10 protein-coding genes, 1 pseudogene and 1 CRISPR repeat array are annotated in these 14530 nt (G+C 46.2%); of the genes and pseudogenes, 5 read left to right on the plus strand and 6 right to left on the minus strand.

The genetic code is table 11. The annotated features are described in order from the left end of the window. Positions 1-138: 138 nt before the first annotated feature. The 3 genes from cas4 (at position 139) to cas2 (ending at position 2100) form a co-directional block, all read left to right on the plus strand. The gene (cas4, locus tag ACLFWI_RS14550) at positions 139-726 is read left to right on the plus strand and encodes a CRISPR-associated protein Cas4 (protein ID WP_446413511.1); all 588 of its coding nucleotides are present in this window, start codon (positions 139-141) and stop codon (positions 724-726) included. A 1-nt stretch (position 727) separates the two neighbouring features. Then, a complete protein-coding gene (gene cas1d, locus ACLFWI_RS14555) occupies positions 728-1705 on the plus strand; it encodes a type I-D CRISPR-associated endonuclease Cas1d (protein ID WP_446413512.1) in 978 nt (325 codons plus the stop codon). 80 nt (positions 1706-1785) lie between these two features. Further along, on the plus strand, positions 1786-2100 hold the full coding sequence (gene cas2 / locus ACLFWI_RS14560) for a CRISPR-associated endonuclease Cas2 (protein ID WP_446413513.1): 315 nt from the start codon (positions 1786-1788) through the stop codon (positions 2098-2100). 217 nt (positions 2101-2317) lie between these two features. Then, a CRISPR array of direct repeats spans positions 2318-2648; the repeat unit is 37 nt; unit sequence CTTTCCGCTAATCTAATCCCCGCAAGGGGACTGAAAC. A gap of 197 nt (positions 2649-2845) precedes the next feature. On the opposite strand, the gene ACLFWI_RS14565 is transcribed toward cas2, so the two are convergent. From ACLFWI_RS14565 to ACLFWI_RS14580, 4 genes are all read right to left on the minus strand, one after another. Next, positions 2846-4162: a Glu/Leu/Phe/Val family dehydrogenase gene (locus ACLFWI_RS14565; RefSeq protein WP_446413514.1), complete on the minus strand. Its 1317-nt coding sequence runs from the start codon at positions 4160-4162 to the stop codon at positions 2846-2848. A 546-nt stretch (positions 4163-4708) separates the two neighbouring features. Continuing rightward, on the minus strand, positions 4709-5308 hold the full coding sequence (locus ACLFWI_RS14570; protein WP_446413515.1) for an REP-associated tyrosine transposase: 600 nt from the start codon (positions 5306-5308) through the stop codon (positions 4709-4711). A 395-nt stretch (positions 5309-5703) separates the two neighbouring features. Next, positions 5704-6060 (minus strand): hypothetical protein, encoded by a 357-nt coding sequence (locus ACLFWI_RS14575; protein ID WP_446413516.1) that lies wholly within the window; start codon positions 6058-6060, stop codon positions 5704-5706. A gap of 374 nt (positions 6061-6434) precedes the next feature. Next, positions 6435-6866: an acyl-CoA thioesterase gene (locus tag ACLFWI_RS14580; RefSeq protein WP_446413517.1), complete on the minus strand. Its 432-nt coding sequence runs from the start codon at positions 6864-6866 to the stop codon at positions 6435-6437. 816 nt (positions 6867-7682) lie between these two features. On the opposite strand from ACLFWI_RS14580, the gene ACLFWI_RS14585 reads away from it, so the two are divergent. Beyond that, entirely contained in the window at positions 7683-12611 is a 4929-nt protein-coding gene (locus tag ACLFWI_RS14585; protein ID WP_446413518.1) for a PAS domain S-box protein, read from the plus strand. Next, entirely contained in the window at positions 12611-13606 is a 996-nt protein-coding gene (locus tag ACLFWI_RS14590) for a diguanylate cyclase domain-containing protein (RefSeq protein WP_446413519.1), read from the plus strand. The genes ACLFWI_RS14585 and ACLFWI_RS14590 overlap by 1 nt, the downstream gene beginning before the upstream one ends. Positions 13607-13853: 247 nt before the next feature. Here ACLFWI_RS14590 and ACLFWI_RS14595 read toward each other — a convergent pair. Both ACLFWI_RS14595 and ACLFWI_RS14600 read right to left on the minus strand, forming a co-directional pair. Then, positions 13854-13985 (minus strand): annotated as a pseudogene (locus ACLFWI_RS14595) (aspartyl protease); the annotation flags it as partial. Next, positions 13982-14305 carry a hypothetical protein gene (locus tag ACLFWI_RS14600; RefSeq protein WP_446413520.1) on the minus strand — a complete coding sequence of 108 codons (324 nt, stop codon included), beginning with the start codon at positions 14303-14305 and terminating at the stop codon, positions 13982-13984. The pseudogene ACLFWI_RS14595 and the gene ACLFWI_RS14600, both read right to left, overlap by 4 nt. Between the last annotated feature and the right edge of the window lie 225 nt (positions 14306-14530).

A 14530-nucleotide genomic window follows, 5' to 3' on the forward strand; every position in this document is an offset into this window, starting at 1 on the left:
GAACCATGAACCATGAACTATGAACCATGAACCATGAACCACGAACCATGAACCATGAACCATGAACAATGAACCATGAACTATGAACCACGAACCATGAACAATGAACCATGAACCATGAACAATGAACCATGAACCATGAACACAGAAACCTATTTACCCCTTGCCTATCTCAACGCCTGGGAATATTGTCCCCGCCGCTTCTATTTTGAATACCAATTAGGCGAAATGGAAGACAACGAACATATTCTCTTAGGACGCCATCTACACCGCAATATTAATCAGGAGGAAATTATTCAAGCAGAAGGTACCATCATTTATCAACAACAGTGGGTGTGGAGTGACCGATTAATGGTCAGTGGCATTATTGACGCCGTGGAAGCCAAAGATGGGGAATTAATCCCTGTGGAATATAAAAAAGGCAAAATGGCACAGCATCTCAATGACCATTTTCAACTCTGTGCAGCGGCGTTGTGTTTAGAAGAACGCCTGGGATGCACTATTTCCTATGGAGAAATCTTTTACCACGGGAATCGACGCCGACAACGGGTTCTATTTTCTCCCCAATTGCGTACAGCCACAGAAAAAGCGATTACTGCGGCTAAACTCACCGCCCAAGGGAAAATGCCTTCCCCCATCAAACATGCTAAAAAATGTCAATCGTGCAGTTTAATCCGCATTTGCCTACCGTTTGAAGTTCACCACTTATTACAGGAGGAGTTGTAAGATGTCTGTACTTTATGTGATTCAACCCGAAGCAATTCTAAGTAAATCCTATGAAGCCTTTACTGTCGCCCTGAAGCAGGAGGATGGGACTTGGCAAAAACGGTCAGTTCCCGCACAAACGGTGGAACAGGTGGTTTTGATGGGAAATCCCCAAGTGACGGGTGATGCTTTGGTCTATGCGCTGGAGTTAGGAATGCCGGTTCATTACCTGTCGGGATTTGGCAAGTATTTGGGTAGTGCATTACCCGGATACTCTCGCAATGGTTCGCTACGATTGGCGCAGTATGCCCTGTATCATGATACCGAAAAGCGGTTGGCGTTGGTGAAAGCGATCGTTACGGCGAAAATTCAGAACCAATACGCGGTATTGTATCGACATAAAATTAAGGATAATTCCCTGAAATCGCACAAAAAACTGGTCAAAACCCAAACCACGCTTGACCAGGTGCGGGGTGTGGAAGGATTGGCGGCGAAGGATTATTTTGCCTGTTGGGATGCACTGTTAAAAGAACCCTGGTCATTTCCCCGACGCAATCGCCGTCCCCCCACTGACCCGGTTAATTCTCTGTTGAGTTTTGCCTATGGATTATTGCGGGTGCAGGTGACAGCAGCAGTCCATCTGGCGGGATTAGACCCCTACATCGGCTATTTGCATGAAGTGCATCACGGACAGCCTTCAATGGTACTGGATTTGATGGAAGAGTTTCGCCCTTTGGTGGCGGATAATATGGTGTTATCGGTGTTGAATCATCGCGAACTCCAGCCGGATGATTTTACGGAAAGTTTGGGGGCTTACCGTTTGTCGGAGAAGGGACGCAAAACGTTTTTACAAGCGTTTGAACGTAAGATGAATGATGAGTTTAAGCATCCGACGTTTGACTATCGCTGTACCTATCGGCGGGCGATTGAGTTACAAGCGCGGTTGTTGAGTCGTCATTTGCAAGAGGGTGTGCCTTATAAGCCGCTGCTGTTGCGATGAGTTGATTGTTAATTGTTGATTGTTGATTGTTCATTGTTGATTGTTGATTGCTATGAACGATGAACAATGAACAATGAACCATGCACCATGAACGAACCATGCAAAATACCCTGTTTTATCTGATAATATATGATGTACCTGACTCAAAAGCTGGGAATAAACGGCGCACCCGGCTGCACAAGTTGCTGTCTGGTTACGGCAAATGGACGCAGTATTCGGTGTTTGAGTGTTTTTTGACGGCGATGCAGTTTACTAAATTGCAAATCTCATTTGAGAAGTTGATTAAACCGGATGAGGATTCGGTGCGAGTCTATGTATTGGATTCAGGGGCGGTGAAGCGCACGATTACCTACGGTTCGGAGCAACCTCGTAATGATGATGCAATTATTGTCTAGAATGTGATAAGCTATTTCTGGCAAGTCGAAGCGCGGGCGAAATCCCGGGGGGTCTTGCCAGAATCGCCAGAACCTTGACAAATAAAGAGTTTTAATGTTTTCAGTAGTCTCGCTATTGAGAATAGCTGGCAATAAGCGGGGCTGAAATGAGGGCGAAAATGAGACTTGCCAAAATCGCTCTCAGATTTACCAGCTAGACTAGGTTTCAGGTGGCGGACTTTCCGCTAATCTAATCCCCGCAAGGGGACTGAAACGTTAGCACCGGCAAGTCGTTGAGCAACAACCGGCTCAACTTTCCGCTAATCTAATCCCCGCAAGGGGACTGAAACGCAACAAGACCTAGAGCCGCGTCACCGGGGCAGGGCTTTCCGCTAATCTAATCCCCGCAAGGGGACTGAAACGTAGATCCACAAGAATTCTAAAAAAGTAGAGGAAATCTTTCCGCTAATCTAATCCCCGCAAGGGGACTGAAACTGGTTAAGGCTTCCTCCAATTGCCTCCTTGATTTTTTCTTTCCGCTAATCTAATCCCCGCAAGGGGACTGAAACCAGACAAGCCGGACAAAAGCGGCGGGAAGCCCACCTCTTTCAAGGGTGGAAGGGATAGCCGCCCGCCACTTGGTTAATGGTTTATCGTTGATCATTTCATTGCCATGAACCATGAACCATGAACAATGAACCATGAACCATGAACAATGAACCATGAACCATGAACCATGAACCATGAACGTGAAATCTCCCGTACTTCAGTTGGGGGATAAATTTAACGCCGGAATGCGACCATTGACATAGTAGTCTCGGGTTCCTTTAGCATTAAGGGCTTCCCCTAAGCGATTCAACGCATGAACATAAGCAGCCGTTCGCAGGGAAACAGCTAACTCTTTATAAATTGACCAGATATGTTGGCTTTCTTCCACCATTTTCTGTTTCAGATTTTCATTCACTTTTGCCATTTTCCAATAGAGTCCACTGCGGTTTTGCACCCATTCAAAATAACTCACTGTCACCCCACCCGCATTAACCAAAATATCGGGAAATACGAGAATTCCTTTGCTGTCTAAAACCTTATCCGCCTCTGAAGTAATCGGACCATTGGCGACTTCAAAAATATAGCGGGCGCGGACATTGTTAACATTCTCGTGGGTAATTTGATTCTCCAACGCCGCCGGAATCAGAATGTCTACATCTAAAGCTAAGAGTTCGGCATTGGTTAACTTTTCATGTTCAACAATATTACAAACCGTATCTTGACAGTAAACCGCTTGCAGACTTTGACTTGACATTTTATACTGGCGAATACTGGGAATATCCAAGCCTTTTTTGGCATAAATTCCGCCTTGAGAATCACTGATAGCAACAACTTTATACCCAGCTTTAGCCAGGAGTTCTGCCAAAATCGCCCCGGCGTTACCAAATCCCTGAATCGCGATTGTCGTATATTGGGGAATTAGATCCAGTTTAGGTGCCATGGATTCAATCACAAAGTAAGCCCCCGTCGCGGTTGCGCCATCGCGCCCCACACTTCCCCCCATGGTGATGGGTTTACCCGTGACGACAGCGGGACTAATTTGACGCCGGATGATACTATATTGATCCATCATCCACCCCATAATCATGGCATTGGTGTAAACATCAGGGGCGAGAATATCCACATCCGGTCCAATAAAATCGGCGATCGCGTCAATGTAGCCGCGACTGAGGCGTTCGAGTTCCAGTTTGGATAAGGCTTTGGGATTAACCGTAACTCCCCCCTTCGCACCACCAAAGGGTAAATTTAATACCGCACATTTAAATGTCATCCAAAAGGCGAGGGATTGAACTTCATCCAGAGTAACGTTGGGATGATAGCGTACACCGCCTTTTCCGGGTCCCCTGGTGTCATCATATCGAACTCGATATCCTTGTAGCATGGTTAATGAGCCATCATCCATGCGAACCGGGATGGACACACTCAGGCTCATTTTAGGATGCTTTAAGCGGGCGATCGCATCTTCGGAAATCGAGACATGTTTCATCGCCGCTTGCAATCGGGTGCCAGCATCCGCTAATAATGAATCAGACATTCCATTGTTCCTCATCAGGGATTGAACTAAAATTAGAGAGAATTTGATCGCAAGACAAATCGCCCCCTGGGATTGGGATTGAACCAGGAAACTCAATCACCAGCACAGCTTGCTTGGCGATTCAAGTCTCTAATGTCCAGACTCCAGCGCCAGTTGAGTAATTTTGGGTTAAAGTTAAGCAAAACTTATATATAGGCGTGATCGCGCTTATCGATGAACAAAACAACGGCTTAATCTCTCCTTGATCTAGAAAAGATTAAAGTCGGTGCGATTTGTCCTTACTACGATTATTTCACGGGATTTGATTAAATTGCCAATAACGTGTAGTTTTCGTTACTTTTTTAACATAAAGTTTACATTTCGCTTGTAGTTGCGCTTGTAGTTGCGCTTTAGCGCCGATATAACGTTGAGGTTAGATCCTACATTGAAGTAGTGATAGGCTAAAGCCCTTACTACAAACTCTAACCTTGCACAGTTAAATCATACAACTGTTAGTTCCTACGTTGAAGCGATGAGTAGGCTAAAGCCCTTACTACAAACTACAAACTACAAACTAAACTTATCCCACTCTTTCCCGTAATCTTGAACAGGAAATCCAACCCAACACTGTCTCAACCACTCTCGCCCCCTTTCCTGCAAATACCAGTGAACACTACTTGTGTCCCAATCATAGGCAGATTCAACATAATTATGTTTCACCGGATTGTAGTGGATATAGTTTAAAGTAGCATAATAATGACGTTGCGAACGAATCGCGCGATCGCAGTAAGAATACCAAACTTTTCCCCTTAACTTATCTTCGAGATTCCACTGACGAGCCAGTCTACCATGAATCAGACGAAAAATACCACTCACCTGCTTAAACTCAACGGTATTGACTAATACATGATAATGATTAGTTAAAATGACCCAGGCGAGGATTTCAATACCTGCGTCTAGGAAATTCTTAAATAATTGGTCTAAAAGTTCCTGACGACGAGAGATACTATTGATACGGGGTTTGTGTTCGTAGCAAGCCGCCGTTAGCAGGTAGAAAGTTTTATTTTGAAAAGGATGGGGCGGAGAATGAGGAGGAAAGCCTTGAAGTTTCCGGTATTCAAGGATTTCAGCTTTTTGTAAGGGAGTAAGGTAGCGATAGTTGTACATGAGTTTGTCCTTGCGCTTGTAGTTGCGCTTGTAGTTGCGCTTGTAGTTGCGCTTGTAGTTGCGCTTTAGCGCCGGTATAACTTTGAGGTTAGTTCCTACGTTGAAGCGCTGATAGGCTAAAGCCCTTACTACAAACTCTAACCTTGCACATTCAAATTATACAACTGTTAGTTCCTACGTTGAAGCGCTGATAGGCTAAAGCCCTTACTACAAACTCTAACCTTGCACATTCAAATTATACAACTGTTAGTTCCTACGTTGAAGCGCTGATAGGCTAAAGCCCTTACTACAAACTACAAACTACAAACTACAAACTACAAACTACAAACAGGACGACTAAACACTGGTGAATAGTCGCCCGGAGAACTTTTTGGCTGGGGGAATTTCAGTTGCGTTTAATCGTTGTTTGTTAGCCCTTCAATCATGTCTTTCGCTTTTTCTAACACGTTCTTATCGGGCTGAGATTCTTCATACTTCTTCTTTTCCTCTTCGTAAAGTTTTTGCACCCCTTTTTGCGGATCTTCCGACAGTGCTTCTTTGGCTTCTTCGTAGGCTTTTTCTTTCTCTTGCTGTGACAATCCTAATTCGGTCTTTTCTGTTTTTGGTGGAGTCGTCAAAGGTGTATCAGAGTCAGCTAATGCGGCTTGATTGCTCAGGAGTAATAAACCCCCTAGATTGATTAAGGTAATTAAACTTAAAGCCCAAAGCATTTTGCCAATCCGCCGATGAAAATTGATTAAAAATTGTAACATTGCAATCTCCTTTGAAGTGTCAAACCGAAATTAGCTTGAAATGCTAATTATAGCTGCTAATGATAACCTTAGCTTCTGCCCATGGATAGATATAGCAATAGACACATCGATTAGGACGTTCGGCACCATTGTTCCAGACGCGCCATGGCGCGTCTGGAACATAAATGATGTGTCCTAACCGCTTGAATAGCTAAACCCATCCTACCCATTGAATTATTACTTATTATTTATGAATGTCTATTAATCCAGCCAAGAGCATTTTTTTTAACTCATGATTGAGCGCCTGATACCCCCTGGGATTGATATGTAACGTATCGTAAATGTACAATTTCAGTCTGGTTTAACTCTTAAGCTTAATCTTAATTAATACAAAATTAAGTGCATGACAGCTCATCAGAGGGTTGGATTGACTCGAAAGTCGCCAGAATCTGTTTAGGAATTCCCCGTGGGCGCATCGTAACCCCATCCACCCACACCCAGATTGCTTCAGCAATGACTAAGGGTTGCACTTCACCCAATCGATGAATTTCATAGCGTCTAATCGCCCGGGTTCCTTTCATCTGCTGTAGCCAAGTGGTGATTTCGAGGGTATCGTCTGCCATTGCTGGACGCAGGTAGTCGATTTCAATCCGACGCATGACAAACACACCTCCTAAGTTTCGGCATTGTGCCAAAGAATAACCCAGGAGTTGGGCGTGTTCCACGGCGGCTTGTTCGAGATAATTCTGGTAAACACCATTGTTGACATGTCCGAGGACATCAATTTCATAATGCCGCACCCGCAATTGCCTGGTATAGATTTGCATGGGCTTTCACTGTCGTCGAGATTCTCAGGGTTGAGGATACGCGCTTTGGCGAGTCCCTAGCTAAGTTAGCATACTGACAATTGTCTTGATTTAGCTCAGATAGCGCCACTGAGTATTTCAATAGCGTGCTTGATCGTTTATTATAGAAATTAAGCTGTTGTATTTTTTCTCACCTTGCCATTAACCTGGAGAAATCATTAATAAACGAATTCGGAAGTGGGTAGCGGCAAAATAGCTGAATGTCTAGATCAATACTAATCGCTTTCAGTCAGATTAGGCACAATCAAGAGACGGCTTGCCACTCTCGATTTTTGTTGCTTCATTGAGTTGTGAATTCCTCTAGGAAAACTACAAAATATTTGACTTTTTTGCCATTTAATGCTGATGCTAGGATTTATTAACTTCCTAATCAATACGTAAATTTTTTTGAATTTTTTTTGCCGTTTAGATCGACAAATCAGGAAAAGCTACGCAGAGCTTTGCAGTTTAGTTGTGGGTAGATAAGCTAGTTAAGTGTTCAACTCTATGCATGGCAGATATAACCGACCCGCTTTGGCAACAGAGATGTTTCTAAAGTCAGAAAAAATCGTAACTTTGATTCTGGGATATGGGGAGGAAAACTGTCACTGCATTACCCTAGTACCGCAGGATCTTGGACGTCAAACGTCATAAGCATTTTGCCATGACTCGGTTCACTGATTTGAATAGTCGGTTTTCCTGACGTCCGCCTGTACTACCCTGAATCCTGATGTTCAGTCTCTTTATCGTTATCGCTGACTGAAATAAGCCCAAGTTTCTCCGCTCGGTAGAGTTTGTATGTTTCCCTTTTTCAATCGACTGTTAATTGATGAGTTGATTCATTGGTGTAATTTAGCTGGCTGGCTTTTGGATTCCAGCCCAATTCGTCCAGTGCTAATGTATGGCGGTGTCTTCGCTGTCATGGGGTTACTGGCTATAGGTTTAGTCGGCTTGGTTGTGGGAATTCTCTGGCTGATTGGCGATATTAGCGATCGCCAGCAAACCGAACTCGCTCTGCAAGCCAGTGATGAACGCTTAAACCTGCTGATTGACGGGATCAAAGACTATGGGATTTACCTGCTCGATACTGAGGGTAAGATTGTTAGCTGGAATGCAGGCGCTCAACGCTTAAAAGGATATTCAGCATCAGAGATCATTGGTCAATCTTATCAGTGTTTTTTCCTCAAGGACGATCAAGAAAACGGTAAACCTGAACAATCCTTAAAAATTGCCGCCCAAATGGGTAGATTTGAGGATGAAGGGTGGCGCGTGCGGCGGGATGGTTCCCAGTTTTGGGGGACCACAATTATTACGGCGCTGCGCGATGAAACAGGATACCTGCGGGGGTTTGCTAAAGTTACCCGCGACATTACCGAATCCAAGCAGACTGAGGTGCGCTTACAACTGTTGGAACGGGCGATCGCAGCCAGTAGTAATGGTATCCTGATTACTGATCCAAATGTACCCGATAATCCGATTATTTTCGTCAATCCCGGCTTTGAGCGAATTACCGGTTATTCAGCTCAAGAGGTTGTGGGAAAAAACTGTCGCTTCTTACAAGGGGATAATCATCAACAACCGGGTTTAGATCAACTAAAAGCGGCGCTAAAAAACGAACAAGACTGTCACGTCATCCTGCAAAACTATCGCAAAGACGGGACACGCTTCTGGAATGAACTGTCCATTTCCCCCATCCGCGATCGCAACGGTAAACTTACCCACTATATTGGCATTCAAACGGATATTAGTGAACGTCGCCAAGCCGAACAAGAGCGCGATCGCATCTTTGACCTGTCCGTTGATATGCTTTGTATTGCGGGGTTTGATGGCTATTTTAGGCGTCTGAATCCCGCCTGGGAAAAAACCTTGGGGTGGAGTGAAGCTGAATTATTAGCCCAACCTTATCTAGAATTGGTTCATCCCGATGATCGCGCCGCGACTCTGGCGGAAGCTGAACGACTGACAACGGGGAAAGATTCCATCGCCTTTGAAAATCGCTATCGCTGTTCCGACGGTTCCTATCGCTGGCTGTTGTGGAATGCTAAAGCCTTAGTTGAAGAAGGATTAATTTATTGTGTTGCTCATGACGTAACTCAACGCAAGCAAGCCGAGGAAGCCTTATATCAGAAAAACTCTGAACTGCAAGCGATTTTTAACGCCCTTCCTGATTTGTATTTTCGCTTGAGCCAAGATGGAAGCATTCTCGACTATAAAGCCCCCAATTTGGGTGAATTATACGTCGAGCCAGAACAGTTTCTGGGACAGCCGGTACAGAATGTTCTCCCTGCTGATGTGAGTGATAAAATTCAGGGGGCGATCGCGCAGGTGATTCAGAGCCAATCCCCAGTTAGTCTGGACTATTCCTTATCCTTAGAGACAGGGGAGCAAAACTATGAAGCCCGACTCGTGCCATTTTTGGACAATCAGATTATTGGGATTATCCGTAATATTACCGAGCGCAAACAGATTGAACAACAACAGCGCCAAGACGAAGCCGCGATTCGGGCTTTATATCGAGTGGCTGCTGCACCCAAACTCACGTTTGAGCAACGCCTACAAGGACTCTTAGCCTTAGGGCGGCGTCATTTTGGTCACGATGTCGGTATTGTGTCTCGGATTGAACAAGGGCGCTGTCTGGTGATTGCGGCTCAAGTTCCGCCTAAATCACCTCGACAGGTGCAGGCGGGAGATACGTTTGAATTAGGACAGACAATTTGCCACGAAACCACCCACGCCCAGGAACCGATCGCGTTTGAGTTGGAGAAAGATACAGAATGGGCAAATCATCAAGCCTGTCTCACGTTTGGAATTAAATCCTATCTGGGTACAAGTGTCAAGGTAGCCGGAAACATTTATGGGGCGCTGTGCTTTTTCAGTGTTCAGGAACGTCCCACCACCCTCACCCGCAAAAATCCCTCGGCGTCCCCTCAACTGCTCAAACTCATGGCACAGTGGGTGGGTCATGAGATCGAACGTCAACAAGCCAGAACCTTATTAGAGCGGCAATTGCAACGGATGCTGCTGCTCAAACAAATTACCCAAGAAATTCGCCAAAGCTTAGACAGTAAGCATATTTTTCAGACGGCGGCGACGCAGGTGGGTCAGGTATTTGGCGTGAATCGTTGTCTGATTCATACCTATTTGGCAAAGCCTTGTCCGCAAATTCCGTTGGTGGCGGAGTATCTAGAACCGGGTTATGAGTCAACCCGAGAGCAAACCATTCCCGTTGTGGGTAATCCTCACGCCCAAGCGGTGCTGGCGCAAGATCAAGCGGTGAGTTCCGAGAATGTTTATACTGATCCGCGATTAGAGGGGGCGAATCCGCTGTGTAGTCAGATGGATCTCAAATCCATGCTTTCGGTGCGTACTTCGTATCAGGATCAGACCAATGGTATTATTTGTTTGCATCAATGCGATCGCTTCCGGGAATGGACGGCGGATGAGATTGAACTGCTAGAAGCGGTAGCGGCGCAAGTTGGCATTGCTTTAGCTCAAGCTCAACTCTTAGAACGGGAACAGCAACGGCGGGAAGAATTAACGCTCAAAAACCTCGCCCTGCATAAAGCTAAACGGGAAGCCGAAGTCGCTAATCGGGCAAAAAGTGAGTTTCTGGCAATGATGAGCCATGAAATCCGCACGCCGATGAATGCGGTGATTGGTATGGCTGGATTGTTGTTGGATACGGAATTGACGCCCCAACAGCAAGACTTTGCCAATACGATTAGTAGCAGTGGTGAAGCGTTGCTGACGATTATTAACGATATTCTGGATTTCTCGAAAATCGAATCCGGCAAATTGGATTTAGAGGAACACTCTTTTGATGTGCATGTTTGTATTGAGGAAGCTTTAGATTTAGTTGCCTCTCAAACGGCGGCTAAGGGATTGGAACTCGCTTATTTAATTGAACCCTTCGGCTTCGCTCAGGGTCAACCCCAAACACCGACCAATGTGGTGGGTGATATTACCCGCCTGCGACAGATTCTGGTGAATTTGCTGAGTAATGCGGTGAAGTTTACTCAACAGGGGGAAGTGGTGGTATCGGTGATGAGTCGAGCGGTGTCTGGGGGAGTATCCGGTGTAGGGGCGGGTTTGACCGATAACATTTTGCCACAAACCGATAAGTTGACTAAACCCGCCCTTGGGGAAGCCCCTAGACAGGAGATTAAAGCCGATCCAAGTGGGATTGACAACCCACAACATTACGAACTGCAATTTACGGTCAGAGATACAGGAATTGGGATTCCGCGCGATCGCATGAATCGTTTGTTTAAACCGTTCTCTCAGGTGGATGCGTCTATGACCCGCAATTATGGCGGAACGGGACTGGGTTTAGCGATTAGTAAGCGTTTGAGTGAACGGATGGGCGGGCGCTTGTGGGCGGAAAGTGAGGTAGGGAAAGGTTCGACGTTTTATTTCACGATTGTAGTGAAATCAGACCCTAATTCGGTCACGGCGGAGTTGGATGCACCCCAACCGGAGTTACGGGGAAAACGGTTACTGGTAGTGGATGATAATGCGACGAATCGGCAGATTATCACCCTACAGGCGCAGTCGTGGGGAATGGAGGTGAAAACGGCGGAATCAGGAGAGCAAGCGTTGAATTGGTTAGCCGACTCAGAACCCTTTGATCTGGCGGTTTTGGATTGGCAAATGCCACAAATGGATGGTTTGACCTTAGCGTTACAAATCCAGGCGTTACCGAACGGTGAACAAATCCCCTTGGTCATGCTCAGTTCTGTGGGTCAGCAAACCCCATATAAACCCGATGATATGCCCAATTTTGCGGCGTTTCTAACCAAGCCGATTAAGCAATCCCAGCTTTATAATGTGTTTGTAGCAATTTTAGGACGTAGACGGATTTCGGTGCGTCCGGGCGATCGCTCATCGGGACGGCTTGAGGCTGAGTTTGCCCAAAGGCTACCGTTACGCATTTTGCTGGTCGAAGATGTGGCGGTCAATCAAAAGGTGGCTCGCCAGATGTTGCAGCGCTTAGGATATCGCGCAGATGTGGCGAACAATGGACAAGAGGCGCTGGAATCCCTGCGTCGTAAGTCCTATCAGGTTGTTTTCATGGATGTGCAGATGCCTGAAATGGACGGATTGGAGGCAACTCGCCGCATCCGGACTGAATGGTCATTAGCGTGCCAACCTTGGATTATTGCCATGACGGCTCATGCCATGCAGGGAGACCGAGAACAATGTTTGCAAGTGGGCATGAATGACTATATCAGTAAACCGATTCGACCGGAAGCCCTGGTTCAAGCCTTAACTACTTATGCTCAAGTGCTGGATCAAGAAGGCAGAGATAGGATAAGGGATTGTTCAGATGAGGACGTATTTGTGCCAGAAACACCCTCAGAGTCCAGTGAAACCCCCGCTTTAGATCGGCAAGTGCTGCAAGATTTAAGAGAAATAGCCGGAGACGATTTTGAGGGGTTAATCGCGGAAGTGATTGACAGTTATCTGGAAGACTCCCCCCCTAGGGTACAAGCGATTCATAGTGCGATCGCTCATGATGATGCTAATGCTCTGCACCAATCTGCCCATGGGTTGAAATCATCAAGTTTGACGATTGGTGCAACGGGTTTGGCGCAACTGTGTGCGGATTTAGAAGCGTTGGGTTGCACGGGAAACCTAGAGCCAGCTTCTAGCCTGATTTCCCAGTTTGATGCAGAGTATGAGCGAGTTGTCGCCGCGTTGCAACAAGAGCATCCGAGGAAACGATAATGAATGAGCCTGACTTTCAGCATGACCCACCCCTGATTTTAATTGTGGATGATGAAAAGACCCTACGCCTGGTGCTACGTCGGGCGATGGAACAGGAGGGCTATCGGGTGTTGGAAGTGGGGGATGGGCATCAATGTCTAGCGCTTTGCACCGAACAGTTACCGGATATTGTTTTGTTAGATGCGATGATGCCGGTGATGGATGGATTTACCTGTTGCGCTAAGTTACAGGAAATGTTTGGTCAGGACTGTCCCCCCATCCTGATGATTACTGGACTCAATAATCAGGAATCGGTAGACCGAGCGTTTGAGGCTGGCGCTACGGATTATATCACGAAACCGATTCATTGGGCGGTGCTGCGGCAACGGGTGCGGCGATTACTGCATACCCATTGGGTGATGGCGGAGTTACGTCGCAAAATTGAGCAAGAACGGGTGTTGAAGGCGAAGTTAGAGGAAATGAATCAGGAGTTGCAGCGGTTGGTTGATTTGGATGGGTTGACCCAGATTGCCAATCGTCGGGCTTTTGATCAGGCGTTGCAGCAGGAGTGGAAACGATTGGCGCGGGAGCAAGCGCCTCTGTCGTTAATTTTGTGTGATATTGATTTTTTTAAGGCATATAACGACACGTATGGACATCAAGCGGGAGATGAATGTCTTAAACAAGTGGCGGATATTTTGCGTAAAGCGGTGAAGCGTCCAGCAGATTTAGTAGCTCGATATGGGGGTGAGGAATTTGTGCTTATTTTACCGAATACGTCCCTTAGAGGTGCCATGCAGGTGGCAGAATCGATTCGGTTGAAAGTGAAGTCGCGGGCGATTGTACATGAGGGATCTTTGGTGAGTAAGTTTGTCACCTTGAGTTTTGGCGTAGCTGGCGTGATTCCGCCGCCAAAAACTACACCAGATCGGCTAATTGCTGAGGCAGATCAAGCGCTGTATAAAGCTAAGCTAGAAGGGCGCGATCGCGTGGTGGGGAATTTGGTTGAAGTTTGATTGTTATTGGTCATTTGTCATTTGTCATTTGTCATATTTGTATTCCATAAACGTCAAAAGCGCTCTCCATAAAGTACAGTAGATCAAAGTCCCCCTTCAGATCCCCCTTCCGTCCCCCTATTTGATCCCCCTTCCGTCCCCCTTTTAGATCCCCCTCTTCCCTTTTAGATCCCCCTCTTCCCTTTTATATCCCCCTCTTCCCTTATCGATCCCCCTCCCGTCCCCCTTAAAAAGGGGGAAGCCAAGCGTTAAGCGCTAGCCAACCTGTGGTAAAACCCGTATCTAGAAGTGCTTCAACGGCAAAACCTTCGCCATTTGCGGCTATCAGTTCAATCTCAAAGAACAACTCCCCATTTTCACCAAACCTGCCTACAATCATATCGTGCCGCAGGTTCCGGTTTCATTCAGTCGAAAGATTGTTAGCTTAACATCAGTATTGACATAACGTTCTTGTCCTTTTTGAATCACTCCTTCTAGTTTTGGGTCAATTAAATAGTCGCCACTATCGGGTTCTATGGCAATGAAACAATTGTAGTATTGTTCAATCAGTTCCGGGCGAAGTCGTTCAAAAATAACTCGGCAACGCTTGCCCAGTTCAATGCGTTTCGCTCTGCGTTTGGCTAATTCTTCTGGCGGGATGGTATATTCTGGGAATATTCGTCCCCGTCTTGGTTGGCGCTTCTGTGGTAAGGACGTCATATTGACAAGCGAGAATGTTACATGAGGGATTGTAGTAATAGTATTGTAGCTAAATCTGCCCCAGTAAATCTAGGGGGATGCCGTGCGATCGCGTGTTAATAAAAGTGTCCCCACTCTGTTTTGAATGCCACTCCATAAACGCACGAGAAATCCACACAGCATGATCCAAAAGTGCGATCGCAGATCTTGTCGGGTGCGTTAATCAAATGTAACGCACCATGTATA

It is taken from the genome of Coleofasciculus sp., assembly GCF_046539235.1.
Taxonomy (GTDB): domain Bacteria; phylum Cyanobacteriota; class Cyanobacteriia; order Cyanobacteriales; family Coleofasciculaceae; genus Coleofasciculus.

Coding starts and splice junctions, on each gene's coding strand:
- cas4 (WP_446413511.1), top strand. CDS start 139: ATGAACACAGAAACCTATTTACCCCTTGCCTATCTCAACGCCTGGGAA.
- ACLFWI_RS14570 (WP_446413515.1), bottom strand. CDS start 5,308: ATGTACAACTATCGCTACCTTACTCCCTTACAAAAAGCTGAAATCCTT.
- ACLFWI_RS14590 (WP_446413519.1), top strand. CDS start 12,611: ATGAATGAGCCTGACTTTCAGCATGACCCACCCCTGATTTTAATTGTG.
- ACLFWI_RS14600 (WP_446413520.1), bottom strand. CDS start 14,305: ATGACGTCCTTACCACAGAAGCGCCAACCAAGACGGGGACGAATATTC.
- ACLFWI_RS14565 (WP_446413514.1), bottom strand. CDS start 4,162: ATGTCTGATTCATTATTAGCGGATGCTGGCACCCGATTGCAAGCGGCG.
- ACLFWI_RS14585 (WP_446413518.1), top strand. CDS start 7,683: ATGTTTCCCTTTTTCAATCGACTGTTAATTGATGAGTTGATTCATTGG.
- ACLFWI_RS14575 (WP_446413516.1), bottom strand. CDS start 6,060: ATGTTACAATTTTTAATCAATTTTCATCGGCGGATTGGCAAAATGCTT.
- cas2 (WP_446413513.1), top strand. CDS start 1,786: ATGCACCATGAACGAACCATGCAAAATACCCTGTTTTATCTGATAATA.
- ACLFWI_RS14580 (WP_446413517.1), bottom strand. CDS start 6,866: ATGCAAATCTATACCAGGCAATTGCGGGTGCGGCATTATGAAATTGAT.
- cas1d (WP_446413512.1), top strand. CDS start 728: ATGTCTGTACTTTATGTGATTCAACCCGAAGCAATTCTAAGTAAATCC.